The 22,486-nt window shown below is 65.4% G+C and carries 19 protein-coding genes; 11 read left to right on the top strand and 8 right to left on the bottom strand.

Features of this window, described 5'->3' with window-relative positions; genetic code table 11:
- The first annotated feature begins 63 nt into the window (after nucleotides 1-63).
- Nucleotides 64-504 carry a GNAT family N-acetyltransferase gene (locus ACB030_RS11645; RefSeq protein ID WP_371159920.1) on the top strand — a complete coding sequence of 147 codons (441 nt, stop codon included), beginning with the start codon at nucleotides 64-66 and terminating at the stop codon, nucleotides 502-504.
- A gap of 138 nt (nucleotides 505-642) precedes the next feature.
- Nucleotides 643-3,537: a bifunctional [glutamate--ammonia ligase]-adenylyl-L-tyrosine phosphorylase/[glutamate--ammonia-ligase] adenylyltransferase gene (gene glnE / locus ACB030_RS11640; RefSeq protein WP_371159918.1), complete on the top strand. Its 2,895-nt coding sequence runs from the start codon at nucleotides 643-645 to the stop codon at nucleotides 3,535-3,537.
- A gap of 72 nt (nucleotides 3,538-3,609) precedes the next feature.
- Here glnE and ACB030_RS11635 read toward each other — a convergent pair whose 3' ends face one another.
- From ACB030_RS11635 to ACB030_RS11625, 3 genes are all read right to left on the bottom strand, one after another.
- Entirely contained in the window at nucleotides 3,610-4,344 is a 735-nt protein-coding gene (locus tag ACB030_RS11635) for an SDR family oxidoreductase (protein ID WP_371159916.1), read from the bottom strand.
- A 143-nt stretch (nucleotides 4,345-4,487) separates the two neighbouring features.
- Nucleotides 4,488-6,644, bottom strand: coding sequence for an AsmA family protein (locus tag ACB030_RS11630; RefSeq protein WP_371159914.1), 2,157 nt, complete (start codon nucleotides 6,642-6,644; stop codon nucleotides 4,488-4,490).
- Between the two features lie 149 nt (nucleotides 6,645-6,793).
- On the bottom strand, nucleotides 6,794-8,941 hold the full coding sequence (locus ACB030_RS11625; protein WP_371159912.1) for a prolyl oligopeptidase family protein: 2,148 nt from the start codon (nucleotides 8,939-8,941) through the stop codon (nucleotides 6,794-6,796).
- A 218-nt stretch (nucleotides 8,942-9,159) separates the two neighbouring features.
- On the opposite strand from ACB030_RS11625, the gene ACB030_RS11620 reads away from it, so the two are divergent.
- The 8 genes from ACB030_RS11620 (at nucleotide 9,160) to ACB030_RS11585 (ending at nucleotide 15,856) form a co-directional block, all read left to right on the top strand.
- Nucleotides 9,160-10,371 carry a threonine synthase gene (locus tag ACB030_RS11620; RefSeq protein ID WP_371159910.1) on the top strand — a complete coding sequence of 404 codons (1,212 nt, stop codon included), beginning with the start codon at nucleotides 9,160-9,162 and terminating at the stop codon, nucleotides 10,369-10,371.
- Complete coding sequence (locus ACB030_RS11615; protein WP_371159908.1) at nucleotides 10,368-11,033, top strand: amino acid ABC transporter permease; 666 nt, start codon at nucleotides 10,368-10,370, stop codon at nucleotides 11,031-11,033. Before ACB030_RS11620 ends, ACB030_RS11615 begins: the two co-directional genes overlap by 4 nt.
- Nucleotides 11,034-11,125: 92 nt before the next feature.
- The gene (locus ACB030_RS11610; RefSeq protein WP_203763113.1) at nucleotides 11,126-11,788 is read left to right on the top strand and encodes an amino acid ABC transporter permease; all 663 of its coding nucleotides are present in this window, start codon (nucleotides 11,126-11,128) and stop codon (nucleotides 11,786-11,788) included.
- Nucleotides 11,785-12,546, top strand: a complete 762-nt coding sequence (locus tag ACB030_RS11605) for an amino acid ABC transporter ATP-binding protein (RefSeq protein WP_371159905.1) — start codon at nucleotides 11,785-11,787, stop codon at nucleotides 12,544-12,546. The genes ACB030_RS11610 and ACB030_RS11605 overlap by 4 nt, the downstream gene beginning before the upstream one ends.
- Entirely contained in the window at nucleotides 12,543-13,379 is an 837-nt protein-coding gene (locus ACB030_RS11600; protein WP_371159903.1) for a transporter substrate-binding domain-containing protein, read from the top strand. Before ACB030_RS11605 ends, ACB030_RS11600 begins: the two co-directional genes overlap by 4 nt.
- A gap of 213 nt (nucleotides 13,380-13,592) precedes the next feature.
- Entirely contained in the window at nucleotides 13,593-14,852 is a 1,260-nt protein-coding gene (locus ACB030_RS11595) for an MgtC/SapB family protein (RefSeq protein ID WP_371159901.1), read from the top strand.
- A gap of 78 nt (nucleotides 14,853-14,930) precedes the next feature.
- A complete protein-coding gene (locus tag ACB030_RS11590) occupies nucleotides 14,931-15,521 on the top strand; it encodes a sugar O-acetyltransferase (protein WP_371159899.1) in 591 nt (196 codons plus the stop codon).
- A complete protein-coding gene (locus ACB030_RS11585) occupies nucleotides 15,518-15,856 on the top strand; it encodes a DUF1294 domain-containing protein (RefSeq protein ID WP_371159897.1) in 339 nt (112 codons plus the stop codon). Before ACB030_RS11590 ends, ACB030_RS11585 begins: the two co-directional genes overlap by 4 nt.
- Nucleotides 15,857-16,019: 163 nt before the next feature.
- On the opposite strand, the gene ptsG is transcribed toward ACB030_RS11585, so the two are convergent.
- The 4 genes from ptsG to ACB030_RS11565 form a co-directional block, all read right to left on the bottom strand.
- Nucleotides 16,020-17,474, bottom strand: coding sequence for a glucose-specific PTS transporter subunit IIBC (gene ptsG, locus ACB030_RS11580; RefSeq protein WP_371159895.1), 1,455 nt, complete (start codon nucleotides 17,472-17,474; stop codon nucleotides 16,020-16,022).
- 108 nt (nucleotides 17,475-17,582) lie between these two features.
- Nucleotides 17,583-18,830 carry an ABC transporter substrate-binding protein gene (locus ACB030_RS11575; RefSeq protein WP_371159893.1) on the bottom strand — a complete coding sequence of 416 codons (1,248 nt, stop codon included), beginning with the start codon at nucleotides 18,828-18,830 and terminating at the stop codon, nucleotides 17,583-17,585.
- Nucleotides 18,831-19,061: 231 nt separating this feature from the next.
- Nucleotides 19,062-20,504, bottom strand: coding sequence for a sensor histidine kinase (locus tag ACB030_RS11570; RefSeq protein ID WP_371159891.1), 1,443 nt, complete (start codon nucleotides 20,502-20,504; stop codon nucleotides 19,062-19,064).
- The gene (locus ACB030_RS11565; RefSeq protein WP_005891778.1) at nucleotides 20,494-21,198 is read right to left on the bottom strand and encodes a response regulator; all 705 of its coding nucleotides are present in this window, start codon (nucleotides 21,196-21,198) and stop codon (nucleotides 20,494-20,496) included. Before ACB030_RS11565 ends, ACB030_RS11570 begins: the two co-directional genes overlap by 11 nt.
- Nucleotides 21,199-21,395: 197 nt before the next feature.
- Here ACB030_RS11565 and ACB030_RS11560 point away from each other — a divergent pair, with 197 nt between their 5' ends.
- Nucleotides 21,396-21,608: a hypothetical protein gene (locus ACB030_RS11560; RefSeq protein WP_139433978.1), complete on the top strand. Its 213-nt coding sequence runs from the start codon at nucleotides 21,396-21,398 to the stop codon at nucleotides 21,606-21,608.
- A gap of 150 nt (nucleotides 21,609-21,758) precedes the next feature.
- Here ACB030_RS11560 and ACB030_RS11555 read toward each other — a convergent pair whose 3' ends face one another.
- A complete protein-coding gene (locus ACB030_RS11555; protein ID WP_371159888.1) occupies nucleotides 21,759-22,421 on the bottom strand; it encodes an FMN-binding negative transcriptional regulator in 663 nt (220 codons plus the stop codon).
- Between the last annotated feature and the right edge of the window lie 65 nt (nucleotides 22,422-22,486).

The raw sequence follows: 22,486 nt of genomic DNA, 5'->3' as shown, positions 1-22,486 counted from the left end.
TTTGAGTAAACTGGAGGGCCCCGCGAGGGGCCTTTCTCATTCATGTCACGGCAAGGAGCCAGGATGCAGCACACACAATCCCCACTGGAGATCAGCGACGACAAGGGACGGCTCGATGTCCCCCTCATTCACCGTTTCCTGTCCGAGGAGGCCTACTGGAGCCTCGGCATTCCCCTCTCCACGGTGCAGCGGGCCATCAATCATTCGCTCTGCTTCGGCGGCTATGTCGACGGCCAGCAGGTGGCCTTCGCACGGGTCATCACCGACCGGGCCACCTTCGGCTATCTGTCCGATGTATTCGTGCTGCCCGCCCATCGCGGTCAGGGCCACAGCAAGGCCCTGATGGCCGCCATCCTGGCCCATCCCACCTTGCAGGGGCTGCGCCGCCTCTCCCTCGCCACCTCGGATGCCCAGGGGCTCTATGCCGGCTTTGGCTTCGCGCCGCCCCGCGCCCCTGACAGCCTGATGGAAAAATACGACCCCGAGATCTATCAGCGCCCCTGAGCCTGCGCCGGCGGCCCATTTTCCCCGCCGGCTCATGCTTCTCTCTCCCGGGCTGTGACGCAGGCGCGGGACAATGCTAGATTGGCTGCCGGTGTTTTCATTCCCTCTGCAGACCCGTTAATCACAAGGACGGCAACCGTGGCCCAGCATTCCTCTTCTCTTCCCCCATCTCCGGCATCCCTCTCCACCCTGTCACCCCTGCTGCAGGATCAGGCCGGGCGCCAGTGGCAACGGCTGCTGGTGCTGGCCCCCGACTATGGCAATTTGCCCGCGATGGAGCAGCAGACCCTGCTGACCCTGTTTGGCCTCTCGGATTTCGTCGCAGACTCCCTCATCAAACAGCCCGAGCTGCTGGCGCAGACCCTGGCCTCCGGGGATCTGGCGCTGTCCGAGCGCTGGCCTGCCTACGAGGGCGATCTGGCGGCCCTGCTCGCCGAAGTCCATGACGAGGAGGCGCTCAAGCGGGTGCTGCGCCAGTTCAGACGCAGCCGCATGCTGGTGATCGCCTGGCGCGAGCTGCTGGGTCAGGCCCAGGTCGAAGAGAGTTTCATCCATCTCACCAGGCTCGCGGACACGCTGATCTGCGGTGCCCGGGACTGGCTCTACGCCAGACAGTGCGCCGAGCTCGGCACCCCCATGGACGGCAACGGTGACCCTCAGCCCCTGCTCATCCTCGGCATGGGCAAGCTGGGGGGCGGCGAGCTGAACTTCTCCTCCGACATCGACCTTATCTTCACCTTCCCCGACAACGGCTACACGGTCGGCGGGCGGCGCGAACTCGCCAACCAGCAGTTCTTCATCAAGTTGGGCCAGCGCCTGATCAACGCCCTGCACCAGCCCACCCAGGATGGTCAGGTGTTTAGAGTCGACATGCGGCTGCGCCCCTTCGGCGAGGCGGGGCCGCTCGCCATCTCCTTTGCCGCCATGGAGGATTACTACCAGCACCATGGCCGCAACTGGGAGCGCTACGCCATGGTCAAGGCGCGGGTGCTGGGGCCCCAGTGCGAACACGCCCAGGCCCTCACCGAGTTGTTGCGCCCCTTCGTGTTTCGCCGCTACATCGACTTTGGCGTCATCGACGGTCTGCGCCAGATGAAGGCGATGATCGCCGCCGAGGTACGCCGCAAGGGGCTGGAGGGCAACATCAAGCTGGGGGCCGGCGGCATCCGCGAGGTGGAGTTCATCGCCCAGGCGTTGCAGCTTATCCGTGGCGGTCGCGAGCCCGCCCTGCGGGTACGCCACCTGCCGGAAGCCCTGGCGGCCATCGCCCAGAGCGGCGCCCTCGATGAGGAGCGCTGCGCGCGCTTGCTCCAGGCTTATCGCTTCCTGCGCCGGGTCGAGAACATATTGCAGGAGATAGGGGATCAGCAGACCCAGACCCTGCCCACCGAGGAGCGGGATCGCCAGCGGCTGATCGCCGCCACCGGCTTCGCCGACTGGGACGCCTTCATGACGCACCTCGACGAGGAGATGGCCATAGTCCATCAGGAGTTCGTCGCCGTGGTGGGGGAAGAGAAAGAGGCCCCCGCCCACCTGGAGCAGCTCTGGCTCGATCTCTGGCGCACCGAGCTCGACGCCGCCGAGCTGGAGCAACTGCTGACTGCACAAGGGGTAACCGAGCCTGCGCCGCTTTGCGCCGCTCTGCTGCGCTTCAAGGAGGAGTACAAGCGCCGCCAGGTCGGCCCCCAGGGGCGCATCGCCCTGGACTGGCTGATGCCTGAGTTGCTGCGACTGGTGGTGGCGAGCCGTGAGCCCGCCCGCCTGTTCGAGCGGGTCTGCACCCTGCTGACCCGCATCTTCACCCGCAGCGCCTACCTGCAACTGCTGGCGGAGAACCCCGCCGCCCTGCGCCAGCTGGTGCGCCTGTGCGACGAGAGCAACCTGGTGAGCGAGCAGCTCGCCCGCTACCCCATACTGCTGGACGAGCTGCTGGATCCCCAGCACCTCTACCACCCCACCCCGCTGGATCAGTACAAGCCCCAGTTGCGCCAGTTCCTGCTGCGCATCCCCGAAGAGGATGTGGAGCAGCAGATGGAGGCGCTGCGCCAGTTCAAGCAGGTGCAGTTGCTGCGCATCGTCGCCGCCGACATCGCCGGCGCCCTGCCGCTGATGAAGGTGAGCGACCACCTCACCTGGCTGGCGGAGGCCATCACCGAAGAGGTGGTCAATCAGGCCTGGGCCCAGATGAGCGAGCGCTACGGGGTGCCCCCCGAGGTGGCACTGAGCGGCCAGCGCGGCTTCGCCGTGGTGGCCTATGGCAAGCTGGGCGGCATCGAGCTGGGCTACGGCTCGGATCTCGATCTCGTCTTCCTGCACGGCGGTGACCCCAACGGCTACACCGACGGGCGCAAGCCCATCGACAGCCGCCAGTTCTACCTGCGCCTGGCCCAGCGGATCCTGCACCTGTTCAGCACCCGCACCCCCTCGGGGATCCTCTACGAGATCGACATGCGGCTGCGTCCCTCCGGCGACGCCGGCCTGCTGGTCTCCTCTCTCGCCGCCTATGAGCAGTACCAGCAGCACGAGGCCTGGACCTGGGAACACCAGGCCCTGGTGCGGGCCCGCCCCATCTATGGGGACGAGGGGGTCATCGCGGAGTTTGCCCGCATCCGCCGCGCCGTGCTGGCCAAGGAGCGCGACCTCCCTACCCTGGCCCGCGAGGTGCGCGAGATGCGCCACAAGATGCGGGCTCACCTGCTCAAGGCGGGCGAGGGGGAGTTCGATCTCAAGCAGTCCCCGGGCGGCATGGTGGACATAGAGTTCATCGCCCAGTACCTGGTGCTGGCCCACGCCTGTGGCGAGCCCGAGGCCCTGACCCGCTGGTCGGACAATGTGCGCATCTTCGACGAGTGCGTGATGGCGGGGGTATTGACCCTGGAGCAGGCGGAGGGGCTGAAACACGCCTATCTGGAGATCCGCAACCAGGGCCATCGCCTCAACCTCTCGGAGATCTCCCGCAAGGTGGGGGACGACCAGCTGCTGACCGAGCGGGGCCATGTGCTGGCGGTCTGGCAACAGCTGCTGGGGGAGTAAGTCTCTCGTTGCATCAGTATCAAGGGGCGCCATGGCGCCCCTTGTTGCTGTCGGGAGACTGTGACTCCGCCCCTAGCGCCCCCCGGCCAGATCGATAAAGGTGCCGGTGGCATAGGAGGCTTCCTCCGACAGCAGCCAGGCGATGGCGGCGGCCACCTCCACCGGCTGACCGCCCCGTTGCAGCGGAATATTGCCCTTGATCCTGTCTACCCGGCCGGGCTCGCCGCCGTCTGCGTGCATCTCGGTATAGATAAAGCCCGGGCGCACCCCGTTGACCCGGATCCCCTGGGCCGCCACCTCCAGAGACAAGCCCCTGGTCAGCACGTCTATGGCCCCCTTGGAGGCGGCGTAGTCCACATACTCCCCCGCCGAGCCGAGGCGGGCGGCGGCCGAAGAGACGTTGACGATGGCGCCCCCGCTCGTCATGCGGCGTACCGCCTCCCGACAGCAGAGGAAGTAGCCGGTCACATTGGTGGTCAGGGTCTTGTTGATACGCTCGGCGCTCATTTCCAGCACCTTCATCTGGGGCTGGAGTATGCCTGCGTTGTTCACCAGATGGGTGATCACCCCGAGCCGCGCGTCCATCTCCTCGAACAGGCGCACCACCTCGGTCTCCACGCTGACATCCGCCTGCACCGCTATGCAGGAGACCGGATGGCGGGCCCGGATCTCGGCCACCAGCGCCTCGGCACTGGCCCTGTCATGGCGATAGTTGAGGCAGAGGTGATACCCCTGCCCCGCCAGATAGCGGGCCGTCGCCGCCCCTATCCCTCTGCTGCCACCTGTGATCAGCACCTGCTTGTTCATGGACGCTCCCTGTTCCTTGTCTCTCGTCTCGACCCGGATATTACCCCATCCTCGGGGGCAACGCCTGGCCCCATCCCCTGTGTTAGGCAGCAAAGAGCCCGCACTGGGCGGGCTCTTTATGGCGATAAGACGCAGGGCCGGGGTTATTTGAACAATCCCTTGAGCAGCTGATCCGCCACCCCCTTGATCTGCTCGTCGTCGGCCTTGTCTCCCAGCAATTTCTTGAGGCCGCGCTCGGCCTCCTTGCGGGCCTTCTCCTCCAGCACCTTGTTGTTGCTAAGCAGCTCCTTCACGTCGAGCCGGTAGCTCGGGGCCTGCCAGTGGCCGCCGATGCGCACCGGTATGGTGACGTCCTTGAGCTCGTCCACGCTCTTGCCCCCCTGGCCCTTGCTGCTCTCCACCACAGAGGTGAGGAACAGGAAGTCGAGGGTCTCGGGCACCAGAGCGGTCTGGCCCTGGCCCTTCACCCGCAGGGCGGGCGCGAGCAGCTGGATGTCGTCGCTGCGAGCCACGCCATTGGCGATCTGGAAGTTGGCGGTCAGGGCGCTGAAGTCGGTCTTGCGCGCCTCCTTGACCTGATCCGCCCCCTTGCCGGTCAGGGCGGCCCGCGCCTCGCGGATCATCTCCGCCAGGTTGATGCCGTGCAGGGCACCGTCGCTCAGCCTGAGGCTCAGCTTGCCCTGCATCTGGCTGCGCAGGGCCTGCTCGGACAGGCCAGTGCCCTGTACCTGCACCTCGAGATCCCCCTTGCCTTCCAGTCGATCGTTCTGGGCCAGGGTCTGCAACAGGGGCCGCACATCCACCCCTTGTATCTGCTTGTGCACCTGATAGCGGGCGGGTTGCTGACGGGCATCGAGCACGCCGCTCGCCGTCACCTGACCACCGGCCACCCCGGCGCTGAATTGCTTGAGCGTTAGCTGGCCACCGGCCAGGGCGAGCTGCAGATCCACGGCGTTGAGATCCAGCCCCTTCACCCTCAGGCTGCCCAGTTGCAGCCGACCGGACAGGTCCACCGCCTTGAGGGCGGCGAGATCGGGCTCCATGGTGGAGAGCGCCTTGGCCGCAGGGGAAGTCCCCTTGCCTTCGCCTTTCGCAGGGGCAGCGGGCGCGGCGGGCGTCTTGGCCGGTGCAGCCTGACCGAGCCAGCTGTCGAGGTCGAGTTTTTCCCCCTTGAGGTCGAACTCCACCCTGGGCACGGCCCCCAGATGCACAGTGCCGTTGCCGCTGAGCAGGGCGTCATCCGCCCCCATCACCAGGTTGCTCAGGGTGACGCTCTGCTTGTCGAGCTCCGCGCGGGCAAAGCCCGCCAGCTTGAGGTTCATCTGCGGGCGCGGCAGGGCATCGCCGCTGAGCCTGGCGGCCAGCACGGCATCCGACAGCTCCAGCAGTTGCCGCTTCTCGTCGAGCCGCGCCTTGAAGGTCCCCTCCAGGGTACCGGCCAGGGTCGGCTTGTCCGCCGCCCCCTGGGCGCCGCTCAGGTTAAGGGTCAGGCTGCTCCACTGCCCCAGCGCCAGCCGATCGGCCTTGAGGGTGAAGGCATCGAGCCGCTGCGATGGCTGGCTCAGGCTGCCGCTGAGGCTGAGATCCTTGAGCTCACTCTTCATTGCCTCCTGGGCCGGTTTGAGCTGGGCCTCTCCCTTGAGATCAAACCCCAGATCCCCCTGCGCCCCCTTGGCGGCCAGGGTCACCGGCACCCACTCACCCGGGGTCAGCTGACCCAGATCGAGATCCAGCCTATCGAGACGGGAGACGGCGCCGCTGCGATCGTCCCGCACCAGGGCGCTGGCCTCGACCAATGCCACCCCTTGCAGGCTGATCTGCCAGGGTTTTTCTTCACTGGCGGCAGGGGCGGCGGGCTGGCCATCGCCGGCAGGGGATTGAGCGCCATCGCCCTTGTCGGAAGTGGCTGTCTTGACCAGACCGCTCAGGTTGGAGCTGCCGTCGGCCCTGGTCTGGATAAAGAGATGGGCGCCGCTCAGGGTCACCTTGCCAATCTCCAGCCGATGGGAGAGCAGCGGCAGCAGGGCGACAGAGGCGTCACCCTGCGCGAAGCGCAGCAGGTCGGGCTCGGCAAAGCCCGCGGGGTTGCGAAGTTGCACCTTCTCGAGAGAGAGGCCGAGGCTCGGCCAGAAGCGCCAGCCGATATCCCCCTCCATCACCAGCTCGCGGCCCGTGCTCTTGCGCACCTGCTCCGCCAGCTGGGGCTTGAACTGATTGGGGTCAACCAGAGACACCAGGGCGGCGATGGCCACCACGGCCGCCAGCGCCAACCCCAGCAGTATGTAGATGATCTTCTTCACGACGAACTCCTCAATGCAGATCCTGTGGCTGACTATACCACCGGGGGCGCGGCGCAGGCTGTACCGGCCCCAAAACGGGCAAATGGCGAGACAGGGATGGTCGCGCCCGCCTGTCCCACCACGGAAAAGGGCCCCGCAGGGCCCTGGTCTTACTGGATGGTCGGCAGTTGCCGGTAGCCCATCTCGTAGAGGGTGAAGGCATAGAGGTCCGCGCTCTGCTCGATAAGCTTGGTCACCGGCGTGCCCGCCCCGTGCCCCGCATTGGTCTCGATGCGGATGAGCTGGGGATGGGGGCCCGCATTGTCGGCCTGCAGGGTGGCGGCGAACTTGAAGGAGTGGGCTGGCACCACACGGTCGTCGTGATCCGCCGTGGTCACCAGGGTCGAGGGGTAGCTGACCCCGGGCCGCACCTGGTGCAGGGGCGAGTAGCCCTTCAGGTACGCGAACATGGCCTCATCGTCGGCGCTGGTGCCATAGTCGTAAGCCCAGCCCGCCCCGGCGGTGAAGCTGTGGTAGCGCAGCATGTCGAGCACCCCCACCGCCGGCAGCGCGACCCGCACCAGATCCGGCCGCTGGGTCATCACCGCCCCCACCAGCAGGCCGCCGTTGGATCCACCGCGGATCGCCAACCGGTCGGTGCGGGTGTAGCCCTCGGCCTTGAGGTACTCGGCCGCCGCGATGAAGTCGTCGAACACGTTCTGCTTGTTCATCCTGGTGCCCTCCATGTGCCAGGCCTGGCCGTACTCGCCGCCCCCGCGCAGGTTGGCCACCGCATAGACGCCCCCCAGATCCAGCCAGTTCGCCACCGACACGCTGAAGCTCGGGGTCAGACTCACGTCGAAGCCGCCATAGCCGTAGAGGATGGTCGGGTTGCTGCCATCGAGTTTCAGCCCCTTGCGGTAGCTGATGATGAGCGGCACCCGGGTGCCGTCCTTGCTCTGGTAGAAGCGCTGCTCGGAGACATAATCCTCTGGCTTGAACGGCGCCGCCGAGGCGCGATAGAGGCTGATGGCCCCGCTCCTTGGCTCGAACTGGTAGAGGGTGGGCGGCTGAGCATAGTTCTCGAAGCCGAAGTAGAGGGCGGGATCGTCGTGCTTGCCGTTGAAGCCGCTGACGCTGCCAAGGCCGGGCAGCGCCACCTCGCGCACCCGCTTGCCTTCGTAGTCGAACTGCTCGACCCGGGCGGTGGCGTCCACCATGTACTCGGCGAACAGGTAGCCACTGCCGCTGTGCACCCTCAGCACCTGCTGACGCTCGGGGATGAGGTCGCGCCACTGTTCGGGGCCCGGGTTGGCGGCCTCCACCTTCACCAGCCGGCCATTGGGGGCGTCCCGATTGGTCTGCAGGTAGAGCGTGCCGCCCTTGTTGTCCACCAGGCTCACGTCCGCCTCCAGATCCCCCTGCACCGTCAGCAGCGGTGCGCTCTCCCGGCTCAGATCCTTCACATAGAGGCGGTTGCCGGAGGTGGAGTTCGCCGCCGAGATGAGCAGGAAGCGGTCATCCTCGGTGACGCTGGCCCCCACATAGCGGTGCTTTTGCGCCGGAATGGCGCCGAACACCAGCCGGTCATCCTGCTGCGCCGTGCCGAGCCGGTGGAAATAGAGCTTGTGTTGATCTGTCTTGGCCGACAGCTCGCTGCCATCGGGCTTGTCGTAGCTCGAGTAGAAGAAGCCCTCGTTGCCGAGCCAGCTGATGCCGCTGAACTTCACGTCCTTGAGGGGCGTCTCCAGGGGTTGCTTGCTCTCCACGTCCATCAGGTGGATCTCGCGCCAGTCGCTGCCGGCCAGCGACAGGGAGTAGGCCAGGATGCGGCCATCCCGGGAGAAGCTCAGCTGATCCAGCGCCGTGGTGCCGTCGGGGCTGAGGGTATTGGGATCGAGGAACACCTCCGCCGGCTTGCCCGGCAGCTGGCGCCACAGCACGTTCTGGTTCTGCAGGCCGTCGTTCTTGAAGAAGTAGTGGTAGCGCCCCTCGCGAAACGGCGCCCCCTCCTTGGCGTAGTTCCAGGATGAGGCGAGCCTCTCCTTGATGGCCGCCCGATACGGGATCTGCGAAAGGTAATCCTGAGTTACCCGGTTCTGGGCCCTGACCCAGGCCTCGGTCTCGGGGCTGCGGTCATCCTCCAGCCAGCGATAGGGATCGGTCACGGCCTGGCCGAAGTAGTGATCCACCTGATCCCCCTGGCGGGTGACGGGGTAGTGAAGGCGCGTTTTCCCTGACATGGCATCCTCTTCGGTTGACTGGCTGCTGCACGCACACAGCAGTGACAGGGCCAGCAGGCTGACAATGGCTCGCATCGAGGCGGCTCCCTGCAATTTCGGTGAAGCGGGCAGGGTAACAAAGAGTGCCGTACGGCCCAACCCCCCGGCCGGTGGCGACGGGCGGCGCCCCCGGCAAAGACGGAGTCATATGAATTTTTTCGCTTAGGTTTGCCGCTTTATTTTGTTTGTTATCCGGCGCTTGGGTCACAGGATGGCATAAGCCACTGACCACAGCGACCCGCTCAGGATAACCCATGCCGTACAGCTACCTCTCACATCTGCGTTGCAGCAAGACGGGCGAGACCTATGATGCCGACCAGCCCCAGCAACTGAGCCGGGTCGGCACGCCACTGCTAGCCAGCTACGATCTCGAGGCCCTGAAGAAGGCCTGGCACCCGGCCGCCCTGCTGGGTCGCCCCGCCAGCCTGTGGCGCTATCACGAGCTGCTGCCGGTGCGCGATCCCGCCCAGGTGGTCACCCTGGGGGAAGGCTTCACCCCGCTGCTGCCCCTGCCTGCTCTGGGCAAGCAGATCGGCATTCCGGATCTCTGGATAAAGGATGAGAGCGTCATCCCCACCGGCTCCTTCAAGGCCCGGGGCGCCGCGGTCGGCGTCTCCCGCGCCCGGGAGCTCGGTGTCACCCACTTCGCCATGCCCACCAACGGCAACGCCGGTGCGGCCTGGGCGCTTTACGGCGCCCGCGCCGGGCTGCGCAGCACCATAGTCATGCCCCAGGCGGCCCCCGCCATCACCAGGCTGGAGACCTCTCTGGCCGGCTCCCGCCTCTATCTGGTGGACGGCCTCATCAGCGACGCCGGTCGCCAGGTGGCCCAGGCGGTGGCGGAGCAGGGGCTGTTCGATGCCTCCACCCTCAAGGAGCCCTATCGCATCGAGGGCAAGAAGACCATGGGGCTGGAGATCGCCGAACAGCTCGGCTGGACCCTGCCGGACGTGATCCTCTACCCCACGGGCGGCGGGGTCGGCCTCATCGGCATCTACAAGGCGCTGCGGGAATTGCAGGAGCTTGGCTGGGTGCAGGGGCCGCTGCCGCGGCTGGTGGCGGTACAGGCGAGCGGCTGCGCCCCCATAGTCCAGGCCTGGCAGCAGGGAGAGCACGAGTCGCGCTTCTGGCCCGACTCCCAGACCCTGGCCTTTGGCATCAATGTGCCCAAGGCGTTGGGGGACTTTCTGGTGCTGGATGCCCTCTATCGCACCCAGGGCTGCGCCATAGCAGTGGACGACAGAGCCATCCAGGCAGAGATCCGCCAGCTCGCCGCGCGCGAAGGCAGCTTCGTCTGCCCGGAAGGGGCGGCCGCCTTCGCCGCCGCCCGCCAGTTGCGGGAATCGGGCTGGATCCAGGGGGGCGAGCGGGTGGTGGTGCTCAACACAGGCGCCGGCATCAAGTACCCGGACGCAATCACGGTCGTGCCCCAGCGGCTGCACCGTGACGGGAGGATCCCCGCATGAGCTTCGACTGGTCCTTTGTCCTCACTACCCTGCCGGCCTTTGGCAAGTCGGTCTGGGTCACCTTGCAGCTCGGCACCCTGGTGATCCTCACCGCCCTTGCGGTCGCCCTGCTCAATGTGGCGCTGCTCGGCCTGCACAGGCCCTGGCTGACCCGAGTGATCCGCGCCTATGTGGAGCTGTCCCGCAACACACCGCTGCTGATCCAGCTGTTCTTTCTCTACTTCGGGCTGCCGGCGCTCGGCCTGTCGCTGTCGGGCTTTGCCACGGCGGTGATCGCCATGACCTTCCTCGGCGGCGGCTACCTCACCGAGGCGCTGCGGGCGGGCATCGGGGCCGTGCCCGCCAGCCAGCTGGAGGCGGGGCGGGCCATAGGTCTCTCCCGCTGGCAACTGCTGCGCCACGTGCAGCTGCCCCAGGCCTGGCTTGCCAGCCTGCCGGCGCTGTTTGCCAATTTCATCTTCCTGCTCAAAGAGACCACTGTGGCCTCGGCGGTGGCGGTGCCGGAGCTGCTCTACACCACCAGGAACTACATCGCCCTCTACTACAAGACCTACGAGATGCTGGCGGTGCTGACCTTGATGTGCGTGCTGATCTTTCTGCCGCTGTCCCTTGCCCTGCGGATCGTTGAAAGGAGGCTGCAACATGGTCAGTTCGGTCACTGAATCGCTGATGCAGACGCTGATCCCGATGTGGGTACTTATCTTCCAGCTGCCGCCGTCACTCGCCACTCATGTGCATGAAAGGAGGGATCACTATGGTCAGTCCGGTCACTGAGCAACTGACGCAGGCGCTGCCGCTGCTGGCGGTGGGCGCGGGTCAGACCCTCGCCATCTCGCTGCTCGCCATCCTGTTCGCCACCCTGGGGGGCGTCGGTTACGGCGTGCTGGCCCAGCAGGGAGGAAGGCTGACGCGGGGAGTGTTGCGGGTCTATCTGGAGCTGTTTCGGGTGGTGCCCGTGCTGGTCTGGCTCTACCTCTTCTTCTTCGGGCTGCCGATCTTCTTCGGCCTCGATATCCCGGCCTTCTGGTGCGCCGTGCTGGTGCTGGCCCTGTGGGGGGCCAGCGAGGTGGGCGAAGTGGTGCGCGGCGGCCTCAATTCCCTCGCCCGCGGCCAGCAGGAGGCCGGGCTGGCGCTCGGGCTCTCCCGCTGGCAGCTCTATCGCCACGTGCTGCTGCCCCAGGCGCTGCAACGGCTCACGCCGCCGACCATCAACATCCATACCCGCATCATCAAGACCAGCTCGCTGGCGGTGCTGATCGGGGTGGTGGAGGTGATCAAGGTGGGCCAGCAGATCATCGAGCGCACCTATGGCTCGCTGCTTATCTACGGTCTGCTGTTCCTGTTCTTTTTTCTGGTCTGCTATCCGCTCTCGCTCGCCTCGCGCCGGCTGGAGCAACAATGGGGTAATGCGGTATGACACCTCTGTTTGAGCTCAATGCTGTCAGCAAACAATTCGGTCAACACCGGGTACTGGACAAGGTCAGCCTCACGGTGAACCCCGGGGAGGTGATCGTCATCCTGGGGCCAAGCGGCTGCGGCAAGAGCACCTTGCTGCGCACCCTCAACGGGCTCGAACCCATCCAGGGGGGCGAGATCCGCTTCGACGGCCAGCTGCTGGATGCCAATACCGACTGGCAGCGGCTGCGCCAGCGCATCGGCATGGTGTTCCAGAGCTATCACCTCTTCCCGAACCTGAGGGTGCTGGAGAACGTGCTGCTCGGGCCCATCCAGGTGCAGAGGCGGGAGCGGGCCGAGGCCCTGCTGCAAGCCGAGCAGCTGCTGACCCGGGTTGGCCTCTGGGAGAAGCGCCACGCCTACCCCCGCGAGCTCTCCGGCGGCCAGCAGCAGCGCATCGCCATCGTGCGGGCCCTGTGCATGAACCCCCAGGTGATGCTGTTTGACGAGGTGACCGCTGCGCTGGATCCCGAGATGGTGCAGGAGGTGCTGGAGGTGATCCGGGATCTCGCCGGCAGCGGCATGACGCTGCTCATCGTCACCCACGAGCTGGCGTTCGCCCGGGCGGTGGCGGATCGCATCGTCTTCATGGAGAAGGGCCAGATCCTGGAGCAGGGCAGCCCCCACCAGTTCTTCGACAACCCAAGGAGCCAGCGTGCGCGCCAGTTCCTCGCCAAGTTTTCTTATACAACTGTCATCAAACGAAAGGAGTCAGCATGAAAATAATCACTTCGGTTCTGCTTAGTGCCTTATTGGGACTGGGTATCGCCAGCGGCGCCGCCCAGGCAGAAGAGGGATCCCTTGCCAAGATCAAGGCCCGCGACAAGCTCATCGTAGGCGTCTTCACCGACAAGCCCCCCTTCGGCTATGTGGACGAGAAGGGCAACTACGTCGGCTTTGACACCGATCTGGGTCGCCGTTTCGCCAAGGACCTGCTGGGAGACGAGAACAAGATCGAGTTCGTGGCGGTGGAGCCTGCCAGCCGCATCCCCTTCCTGCAGAGCGACAAGGTGGATCTCATCCTCGCCAACATGACGGTGACCCCGGAGCGGCGCGAAGTGGTGGACTTCACCAACCCCAACCTCAAGGTCGCGGTGCAGGTGCTGGTGCCAGAAGGGAGCCCGGCCAAAAAGCTCGATGACCTGGCCAGCAAGACCCTGATAGTTACCACGGGCACCACGGCCGACATCTGGCTGACCCGCAACCACCCGGAGTGGAAGGTGCTCAAGTTCGAGAAGAATTCTGAATCCCTGCAGGCCCTGGCGCAGGGGCGCGGCGATGCCTACGCCCAGGACAACCTGGTGCTGTTCAGCTGGGCCAAGGAGAACCCGGGCTACCGGGTGCTGCCCGAGAAGCTGGGCTCGGAAGACCCGATCGCGCCGGCGGTGAAGAAGGGCAACCTCGAGCTGCGTGACTGGGTCAACGACCGTCTCGCCAGGCTAGGGGAAGAGAAGTACCTGCTCAAACTCTATGACCAGTATGTGCGCGATCGCTTAAGCGCCGACACAGATCCCAACGATGTGATAGTGGAAGGAGGCAAATGGCAGGGTTGAGCCCTACCACCCCAAGGCAGTGCTGAGTGTGTGATTTTTAGTTCCGTTGGTCTTCAAACCGCAAGGTTTGGTTTTCAGGCGTCCCCTCAGGGTGGCGCCTTTTTTTGCGTGCTGGGCAGGCGCCAGGCGGCGCACCCGCTCTGTGAGCCAGCTCCCCCTGCTGGCGCACCGTCTGTGCCATCCTGACAGGGAGAGCAATGAGAGGAGAACCCCATGTGGATCGAGGCGGAGCCCGTCTACGGCGCCCTGGTGTCACTGGCCATAGGGCTCATCATAGGACTGGAGCGGGGCTGGCAGGTGCGCCAGCTGGGGGACAACCAGCGCATCGCCGGGATGCGGACCTATGGTCTCATCGGCCTGCTCGGCGGCGTCTGCGCCCTGCTGCTGCCGACCCTGGGGTCCTGGCTGGCCCTGCTCGGCCTGCTGACTGTGGTGGCAGGCTGCGGCCTCTCGGTCTGGCTGGCCCAGCGCTGGCAGGGGGAGTTTGGCCTCACCAGCTCGGTGGCCATGGTGCTTACTTATCTGCTGGGGCTGATGTCTGTGCTGCAGAGCCCGAGCGAGGCGGTGGCCTGCGCCGTGCTGGCGGCGCTCTTGATGGGACTCAAGGGCCAGATCCAGCAGGGGATGCTGTTCTTGAGCGAGACGGAATTTCACGCCACCCTGCGCTTCCTGCTCATCTCCCTGGTGCTGCTGCCGGTGCTGCCCGACGCCGAGATGGGCCCCCTCGACGCCTTCAACCCCTTCAAGATCTGGCTGATGGTGGTGGTGATCGCCGGCATCTCCTTCTCGGGTCACTTCGCGGTGCGCCTGCTCGGTACCCGCGCCGGTCTGGTGCTCACCAGCATGCTGGCGGGGCTCGCCTCCTCCACCGCCCTCACCCTGCAATTTGCCCGCCTCAACAAGGAGCAGCCCGGCCTGGAGCGACTGCTGGCCACCGGCATACTGCTGGCGGGTGCCACCATGTGGTTGCGGCTGCTGGTGCTGGTGCTGCTCATCCACGGCGAGCTGGCGATGCGCCTGGCCCTCCCCCTGCTGCTGCTGGCGGCCACCGTCTACGGCTTTGCCTTCTGGTTCTGGCGCCAACGTGAAGAGACGACAGACAACACTGTGCAGCCAGAAACCCGCAACCCGCTGGATCTCGCCACCGCCATCAAGTTCGGCCTGCTGCTGGCGCTGATCGGCTTCATGGCCACCTTGCTGCAGAGCAAGGTGGGCAACTCCGGGGTCTATCTGCTGGCGCTGGTCTCCGGCATCACCGACGTGGACGCCATCACCCTCTCCCTCTCCCAGCTCTCCCACAAGGAGCTGGCACTGGAGGTGGCGGCCCGGGCCATTCTACTGGCCGGCCTGGTCAACTCACTGGTGAAGGGACTCCTGGCGCTGGTGATCGGCGGCCGCCGTCTGGGGTTGAGGGTCATGCTGCCCTACCTCCTCTCCGTGCTGCTGATCCTGCCCCTCCTCTGGGCGGGCTGACCTATCACCAGGGCGAGCCTGACGCCGCCCTGCCCGTCACGTATACTGGCGCCTCTTGGCACATGAGAGGAGGCGAGCATGGCAAGCGACTGGGACAAGGTACTGGCGGGGGGCGCCCTGAACAGCCAGAGCGAGGAGATAGCCAGCGACCGCATTCGCGGCCAGGCCCTGCTGGCGAGACTCAACGCCACACCGGCGGGGGATCACCAGGGGCGCCAGAGCCTGTGCGCCGAGCTGTTCGGCCACTGCCCCGACTCCTGCTGGATAAGCTCCCCCTTCATCTGCGAATTTGGCCGCAACATCCATCTGGGGGAGAAGACCTTCTTCAACTTCAACGTCACCATACTGGACGTGGGCGAGGTGCACATCGGCAGCCATGTGCTGCTGGCCCCCAACGTGCAGATCTACACCGCCACCCACTCCATGGACCATCTGGAGCGCCGCAACTGGACCGCCTACAACAAGCCGGTGCGCATCGGCGATGACTGCTGGATTGGCGGCGGCGCCATCATCTGCCCCGGCGTCACCATAGGGCCGCGTTCCATCATAGGCGCAGGCGCCGTGGTGACCCGCGACATCCCTGCCGATTCGGTCGCCGTCGGCAACCCGGCTCGGGTGATCCGTACCCTCAGCCCGGACGAGCACCGGGATCCGGCGCTGCTGTCATGATGGCCCTGGCCCTGCTGCCGCTGGGGTGGGCTGGCTGGCTCGGCGTCCAGCATGGCCTCTGGTGGCCCCTTGCCCTGATCCTGCTGATGAGCCTGCTCACAGTGCTGGCCTACGCCTGGGACAAGCGCCGAGCCATTCGCGGCGGCTGGCGCATCCCGGAATCCCGCCTGCACCTGCTGGAGCTGCTCGGCGGCTGGCCAGGCGCCCTGGTGGCCCGCCAGTGGCTGCGTCACAAGACCCAGAAGGGCAGCTACCGGCTGCGGTTCTGGGCCATCGTCTGGGGCCAGTTGCTACTGCTCGGGATCTGGGCAAGCCGCCCCTTCTGGCTGGCCTGACCCCGGCCTTGCGCCAAAAGAGAGAGGGCCCCACCGCTGGTGGGGCCCACACTCGTTGGTGCGGACGCTGCAATAGTGGCAGGTCACACTGGCTATCTCTGCCTCGATGTGGCCGAAGCGGCAACCCGCTACTGAGCTGGTCGCCACTTCCATGCTGCGGCCTCTAGACCGCCAGCGCCGCCGACATCTCGGTCTTGATGTTGTCGGATCGGGTGCCGAAGATGGCCTGCAGGTTGTTGCCCACCACCAGCACGTCGATGGCGCCGAGGGCCTTGATGCGCGGGATATCCGCCAGCTTGATGTCCTGCAGGCTGACTCGCAGCCGGGTGATGCAGGCATCCAGGTGAACTATGTTCGCCGCCCCGCCCATGGCCTCGACCAGATCCAGCGCCAGCTCGTCTTTCTCCTTGGCGTCCACCGCCTGCAGCGGCTGGCTCTCCCGCCCCGGGGTCTTGAGGTCGAACTTGCGGATGAGGAAGCTGAACAGGCTGAAATAGAGCAGCGCCCAGAGCGGCCCTATGATAAGGAACCACCAGGTGTTGTGGGTCTGGGGCAGGTTCAGGTAGAGGAAGAACTGCAAGGCGCCGTGGGCGAAGTCGGTGCTGTGTACTATCCCCAGATAGTTGGTCAGGGCGAAGGCCACCCCGGTCAGCAGGGTGTGGATCACGTAGAGCATGGGGGCCACAAACAGGAAGGCAAACTCCACCGGCTCGGTGATCCCGGTCAGCCAGGAGGTGAAGGCCGCCGACAGCATCAGGCCCCCCACCAGCTTGCGTTTTTCCGGGCTGGCGCAGCGATAGATGGCCAGGGCCGCGGCAGGCAGGGCCCACATGGTATACATGTATCCCCCGGCCAGACCACCGGCACTGGGGTCTCCCTTGAAGAAGCGCACCAGCTCACCGGTCACCACCTCCCCGGTCTGGGGATTGGTCCAGCTGCCCAGCTCGTTGAAGAAGAAGGCGTTCCAGATGTGGTGCAGGCCGGTCGGGATCAGGGCGCGTTCCACCAGGCCATAGAGGCCGAAGGTGACCGACTTGTTGAGGGTCCCCAGGTAGGCGGTGAACTCGAAGATGGCACTGCCCACCACGGGCCAGATGAAGCCGAGCATGACCCCGAGGAAGATGCCGCTAAAGCCGGTGATGATGGGCACGAAGCGCTTGCCGGCGAAAAAGCCCAGGTATTCTGGCAACTTGAGGGTGTGGAAGCGATTGAAGAAGTAGGCCGCCAGGGCCCCCATCAAGATGCTGCCGAGGATCCCCATGTTGAGGGTGGGAATGCTCAGCACCTCTGTGTTGGTCTCCAGGCCGCGCAACACCACCGTCTTGCCGAGGGCCGCATTCATGGTGATGAAGCCCACCACGGCGGCCAGGGCGGCGGTGCCGTCATTGTTACGGGCGAGGCCGATGGCGATGCCGATCAGAAACAGCAGCGGCATGTTGCCGAAGATCCAGTCCCCCGACACCATGAGCACGCTCCAGAAGGAGGGGGGCAGGAAGAGGTGCCCCTGGGCACCGAAGTTGCCTATCCCCAACATCAGGCCGGCGGCAGGCAGGGTCGCCACGGGGAGCATCAGGCTGCGCCCGACCCGCTGCGCCTGGGAAAAAAATGATCCGGACATGTCTCAATTCCTCTTTGATGGTTGTCCAGAACAGGGTATAGGGTCGGCGCCGGCCATGAGTATCAATAGGCTATGGGATTGTAATCAAACGCTTACAAAAGGGATGCCTCATCCCTTGCTGGAGGCGCTGCGCGCCACGGCGCCGAGGCGGCGTAGCACCCCCTCCCTGTCGAGCTCGGGCTGATTGAAGAAGCGATAGAGCTCGCTCTCCACCGCCTTCTGGTAGAGGGGATGCAGGGCCATGGAGTCCGCCACGCTCGGCATCAGGTTGCCCGCGGCTTCCGCCCTGTCATAGTCGATGCGCGACAGCTGGGCACAGGGGTTGAAGTCGGCCAGGGAGAGATCCCGGCGCACCGGGATAGAGCCCTTGGCCCGGTTGAAGGCGAGCTGAAAATCCGGGCTGGCCAGGGCCCGGGCAATGGTCAGATGATCGTTGGGCAGGTTGGCGTTGAACATCACGAAGCTGTCCATGTTGTAGACGTAGAGCCCCTGGGTGCCCGGGGCCGGCAGGCACTGCACCTGCTCGGGCACGGCCACGCCACGGGCCAGCAGATCTCCCAGCACCCAGTCCCCCATCAACTGGAAGGCCGCCCTGCCCTCGGCGAGATCGGCAGTGGCCTGATCCCAGCTCTGGCCGCTCAAGGTAGGCAGCACCAGCGCGCTCAACTCGCGAAAGCGGTCCAGGATCTGGCGGCTGGTGTCGCTGCCGAGCGCCACCGGGTCCAGCTCGACGAAGGCCTTCTGGTAATACTCCTTGCCCCCCATCCCCAGCGCCAGGCTCTCGAACAGCAGGGCCACCTGCCAGGGGTCGTTGCCGAGGGCCAGCGGCTTGATGCCCTTGGCCCTGAGGGCCCGCACCGCATCGAGAAAGCCGGGCCAGTCGGTGGGGGGCGCCATATCGAGGCGGGCCAGCAGGGCGCGGTTGACCCACATCCAGTTGAGGCGATGCACGTTGATCGGGATCCCCATGTAGTGGCCCCCGATCTTGTTGACTCTGGGGGCCACCCCCAGCAGTTGCCGATCCCACTCCTGCTCCCCCGCCACCTCGTCCTGGGGCTGGATGAAGCCAAGCAGGGTCCAGGAGGCGATGGCCTGCCCCTCCAGCTGGGCCAGAGCCGGGGGATTGCCCGCGATGGCCCTGGCCTGCAGCACCTCCATGGCGCTGTTGCCCCCGCCACCGAGGATGGCGGCATTCTTGAGTTCCACTCCGGCCCCTTGCAACTGGGCCGTCACCACGGCGAAGGCGGCCTGCTCTCCAGGAGAAGTCCACCAGTGCAGCATCTCCACCTCGCCGGCCAGGGCGTCATGGAGCGGCAGGGCCAGCAACCAGGCCAGTGCGCGCAGGGAATTAGTCAAGGTTGAGCTCCAGTACCAGGGTCAGACCATGGGGTTGATGGTTGTGAAGATGAATGTCGCCGCCGTGGATGCGGGCGATGGTGAGCTGCCGGGCAGGGCGCGCAGGGTATCAGTCAAGGTTGAGCTCCAGTATCAGGGTCAGACCATGGGGTTGATGGTTGTGAAGATGAATGTCGCCGCCGTGGATGCGGGCGAGGCGATGGTGAGCTGCCGGGCAGGGCGCGCAGGGAATCAGTCAAGGTTGAGCTCCAGTATCAGGGTCAGACCATGGGGTTGATGGTTGTGAAGATGAATGTCGCCGCCGTGGATGCGGGCGATGTGGCGGGCTATGGTGAGACCGAGCCCGCTGCCGGGCAGGGCCTTGGTCGAGGCGACCCTAAAGTAGGGGTCAAATACCCGCTCCATCAGCGCCGGACTGATGCCCGGCCCCTGATCACTGAATGCGATCCTCACCTTGTCCCCCTGGGGCGTCACCTGCACCCGCAGGCGCTCTCCGTACTTGATGCCGTTATCTATGATGTTTTGCAGACAGCGCTTGATGGCCAGCGGCTTGCCCACCAGCATCAGGCTGGGGGGCCCTTGCAGCGTCATCCTGGGTTCATCATGGTTATGGAGCTCGCCGCAGCGGCGCAAGACCTGCATCAGATCCAGCGCCTCTATCTCCTCGTGAATGTGGGTCTCCTTCATGCACTGCAGGGCCCCCTTCACCATCAGCTCCATCTCGTCCAGATGGGCGGCAAACTTGCTCTGCTCCTCTGGGTCCGCCAGCATCTCGGTGCGCAGCTTGAGACAGGCCAGCGGGGTCTTGAGATCATGGGACATGGCGCTGAACAGCAGATCCCGCTCGTGCAGATGGCTGCGAATGCGTCGCTGCATCTTGTTGAAGGCATGGATGGCGGCCCGGGTCTCGCTGCTGCCCTCCTCCTGCACCTCTGGCACCTCCCGCTTGCTGTCGAGCAGGGTGGCGGCCCGTGCCAGGTTGCGGATGGGCCTTATCTCCTTGCGCACCACCCACCAGGTGGCGATCAGGATGATCAACGCCGACCCCAGCATGAAACCCAGCTGGCTCGGGGTGAAGAAGCGGGGATCCAGGCTCTCGTAAGGGGCGGGCAGAGCCGCCGCCAGATAGAACCAGGCGCCGGGCGCGACGGCAATCTGGATCACCAGGATCGGCGGATTGAGTTCACCCAGAGCCAGACTGTAGTGGGCCCAGTTCAGGGGCAGATCGTCGATGGGGATCTCTGTGTTGAATACCCGCAGATCGGCGCGACTGGTGAAGTCGACCCGGGTGGTCACCTCGTGGCCCAGCTCCTGTTGCAGCACCCGCTCCACCTCCCCCACCATCTGCGCCCGGCGGGACGAGCCCGAGATGGGGGTCACCGGCAGCGGGTGATTGTTGAGGGAGACGAAGAAGCGAGTGCCCCCCATGTTGCGCAGCTGCTCCAGCACCAGATGACGGTAATCCTGAGGCAGCTTGCGAAAGAAGGCGATGGTGGAGGAGGCGCTCAGGGCCATGCTGCGCACCGTGCTGATCAAGCCCTGCTCCTGGGCCTGATTGCTGTGGCGGTACCAGAAGAAACCGGCGCAAAGCTCGGCCGCCAGTATGACGCACAGCAGAAAAAGACTGGTACGACTGGCCAGGGAGCGGGGCCCCCAGCCCCGGCTAGGCCTCATAGACGGTCTCGGTCGCCAGCATGTAACCCTTGTTGCGTACCGTCATGATCAGGGTGCGATCCTTGTCATCCAGGGCCTGGCGCAGCCGGGATACCTGCACATCTATGCCCCGCTCGAAGGGGTCGCTCTCCCGCCCCCAGATCTCCTGGGAGATGAGATCCCGGCTGAGCAGCTCGTTGGGGTGACGAATGAAGAGACCGAGCAGGGTGTAGTCTGCCCCCGACAGCTGGCGCGGCGCTTCCCCCGCCCGGGAGAGCTGGCGGGTCACGCTGTCCAGGGTCCAGGGGCCGAAGCTGATGCGCCGGGCGGTCGCCGCTTGCTGGGTGAGGCGACTGCGCCGCAGCAGTGCCTTGATCCGGGCCAGCAGCTCGCGGGGATTGAAACTCTTGGTGAGGTAGTCATCCGCCCCTATCTCGAGCCCGGCGATACGATCGGCATCCTCGGTCACGGCAGTCAGCATCATGATGGGCACGTTGGAGAGGCGCCGCAGCTGGGAGCAGAGGGTGAAGCCGTCATCCCCTGGCAGCATCACATCCAGGATCACCAGATCCGGCATGCCCTGGCGCACCTGCTGCCACATGGCCTCGCCATCGCAGGCGGTGCGTACCTCGAAGCCAGCACGGCCCAGATACTCGGTGAGGGTATCGGTCAACGCCTGGCTGTCATCGACGATGAGAATAACTTTACTGTCCATGGCATTATCAATCTGGCTACGAAGATCGGCCCTAAGTTACCAGCACAGGCGCGCCAGGGTCGAGGCTATTGGCGGGCTTTTTGTAACCAGATGCTTACAAAGCAGTGTCAGCCTGTCCGGTCACTGGGCAAGGCTTCCCCTAGGTGGCAAAATGGCCAGATTGACCCCATTCGGGGAGTCTTCATCAGGGAGGCAATATGAGTCTGTGGACAGGCATAGTCCTGATCGTCTTTATCAGCGTGCTGTTCGGCTATCTTGGCAAACGCGCCCGCTACCAGCTGGGGGATGTCCGCATCACGGATCGTCTCGGCAAGCAGGATCTCATCATCAGGGAGTTGCAGGAGCGGGTCGCCAACCTGGAGGCCATAGTGCTGGAGCAGGAGAAACGCCGCCCCTTCGACGAGCTATAGGGATGCCGCCGGGCAACTAGCAGGAGACCGGCTCCCCGCACAGCCCCCCTGACGAAAAGCCCAGGCAGCAGGCGCGGGAGCGGGAATAAAAGAAACGGCAACCAAAGTTGCCGTTTCTTTTATTCGTTCGAACCCCAGACTCCGGGGCGGCTAGTCTGCCGCAGGCGCTGCGGCAGGCGGCATGGCCGCTGGCATGCTCTCTTGCATGGCCTTGGCCAGCGCCTCCCCGCCCCGCTCACGGGCCCCCTGGATGGCGCCCTCCCTGTCTTCTTTCTCCTTGTTCTGGCTCAGCTTGAACTTGCCGACCAGCTGATCGATCTCGATCTCTATGCCTACCACGGCCTGCACCATGGCCTCGACATAGTCTCTGGGCGCATCCGCCATCTTCCAGGGAGCGGGCTCGGCAGCCTCCTGGGTGCGGGTCAGGGTGGCGAGCAGGCGACGCACGAAGCGGGCATCGTCCCGCACCCGGATGCGACCGTGGGCGTGTACCACGGCATAGTTCCAGGTCGGCACCTGCTGGTGGTGCGCCTGCTTGCTTGGATACCAGTTGGGGGAGATGTAGCCCTCGACGGCCCTGAAGATCACCAGCACCTCCTGCCCTTCCTTCACCTCCTGCCAGAGCGGGTTGTTGCGCGCCACATGGGCCCGCAAGATCCCATGCTCCCCCTCATCGGCATCGAACTCAAACGGCAGGTGATTGGCATCCAACCCCTGCTCGCCCTGGGTGACCAGGGCCCCCAGGGGATAAGCGCGCATCAGCCGATACAAAGAGGCGGGGTCGGTGGCGGCAAAATGGGGTGGCAGGTACATGCAGGCTCCTTTATCCGTGGTGGTGTGTCCGTACTAAACCCGTCGAGATGATCCCATGGCGGGAA

Source organism: Aeromonas sp. S16(2024) (genome assembly GCF_041403065.1).
In the GTDB taxonomy this organism is placed as follows: Bacteria; Pseudomonadota; Gammaproteobacteria; order Enterobacterales; family Aeromonadaceae; genus Aeromonas.
Note: the sequence above shows the minus strand (reverse complement) of the source record. Positions and strands in the feature narration are given on the sequence as shown.

Excerpts from the sequence above, each read along its gene's own strand:
- ACB030_RS11645 (WP_371159920.1), top strand. The coding sequence starts at position 64 with ATGCAGCACACACAATCCCCACTGGAGATCAGCGACGACAAGGGACGG.
- ACB030_RS11635 (WP_371159916.1), bottom strand. The coding sequence starts at position 4,344 with ATGAACAAGCAGGTGCTGATCACAGGTGGCAGCAGAGGGATAGGGGCG.
- ACB030_RS11625 (WP_371159912.1), bottom strand. The coding sequence starts at position 8,941 with ATGCGAGCCATTGTCAGCCTGCTGGCCCTGTCACTGCTGTGTGCGTGC.
- ACB030_RS11620 (WP_371159910.1), top strand. The coding sequence starts at position 9,160 with ATGCCGTACAGCTACCTCTCACATCTGCGTTGCAGCAAGACGGGCGAG.
- ACB030_RS11615 (WP_371159908.1), top strand. The coding sequence starts at position 10,368 with ATGAGCTTCGACTGGTCCTTTGTCCTCACTACCCTGCCGGCCTTTGGC.
- ACB030_RS11610 (WP_203763113.1), top strand. The coding sequence starts at position 11,126 with ATGGTCAGTCCGGTCACTGAGCAACTGACGCAGGCGCTGCCGCTGCTG.
- ACB030_RS11605 (WP_371159905.1), top strand. The coding sequence starts at position 11,785 with ATGACACCTCTGTTTGAGCTCAATGCTGTCAGCAAACAATTCGGTCAA.
- ACB030_RS11600 (WP_371159903.1), top strand. The coding sequence starts at position 12,543 with ATGAAAATAATCACTTCGGTTCTGCTTAGTGCCTTATTGGGACTGGGT.
- ACB030_RS11595 (WP_371159901.1), top strand. The coding sequence starts at position 13,593 with ATGTGGATCGAGGCGGAGCCCGTCTACGGCGCCCTGGTGTCACTGGCC.
- ACB030_RS11590 (WP_371159899.1), top strand. The coding sequence starts at position 14,931 with ATGGCAAGCGACTGGGACAAGGTACTGGCGGGGGGCGCCCTGAACAGC.
- ACB030_RS11585 (WP_371159897.1), top strand. The coding sequence starts at position 15,518 with ATGATGGCCCTGGCCCTGCTGCCGCTGGGGTGGGCTGGCTGGCTCGGC.
- ptsG (WP_371159895.1), bottom strand. The coding sequence starts at position 17,474 with ATGTCCGGATCATTTTTTTCCCAGGCGCAGCGGGTCGGGCGCAGCCTG.
- ACB030_RS11570 (WP_371159891.1), bottom strand. The coding sequence starts at position 20,504 with ATGAGGCCTAGCCGGGGCTGGGGGCCCCGCTCCCTGGCCAGTCGTACC.
- ACB030_RS11565 (WP_005891778.1), bottom strand. The coding sequence starts at position 21,198 with ATGGACAGTAAAGTTATTCTCATCGTCGATGACAGCCAGGCGTTGACC.
- ACB030_RS11560 (WP_139433978.1), top strand. The coding sequence starts at position 21,396 with ATGAGTCTGTGGACAGGCATAGTCCTGATCGTCTTTATCAGCGTGCTG.
- ACB030_RS11555 (WP_371159888.1), bottom strand. The coding sequence starts at position 22,421 with ATGTACCTGCCACCCCATTTTGCCGCCACCGACCCCGCCTCTTTGTAT.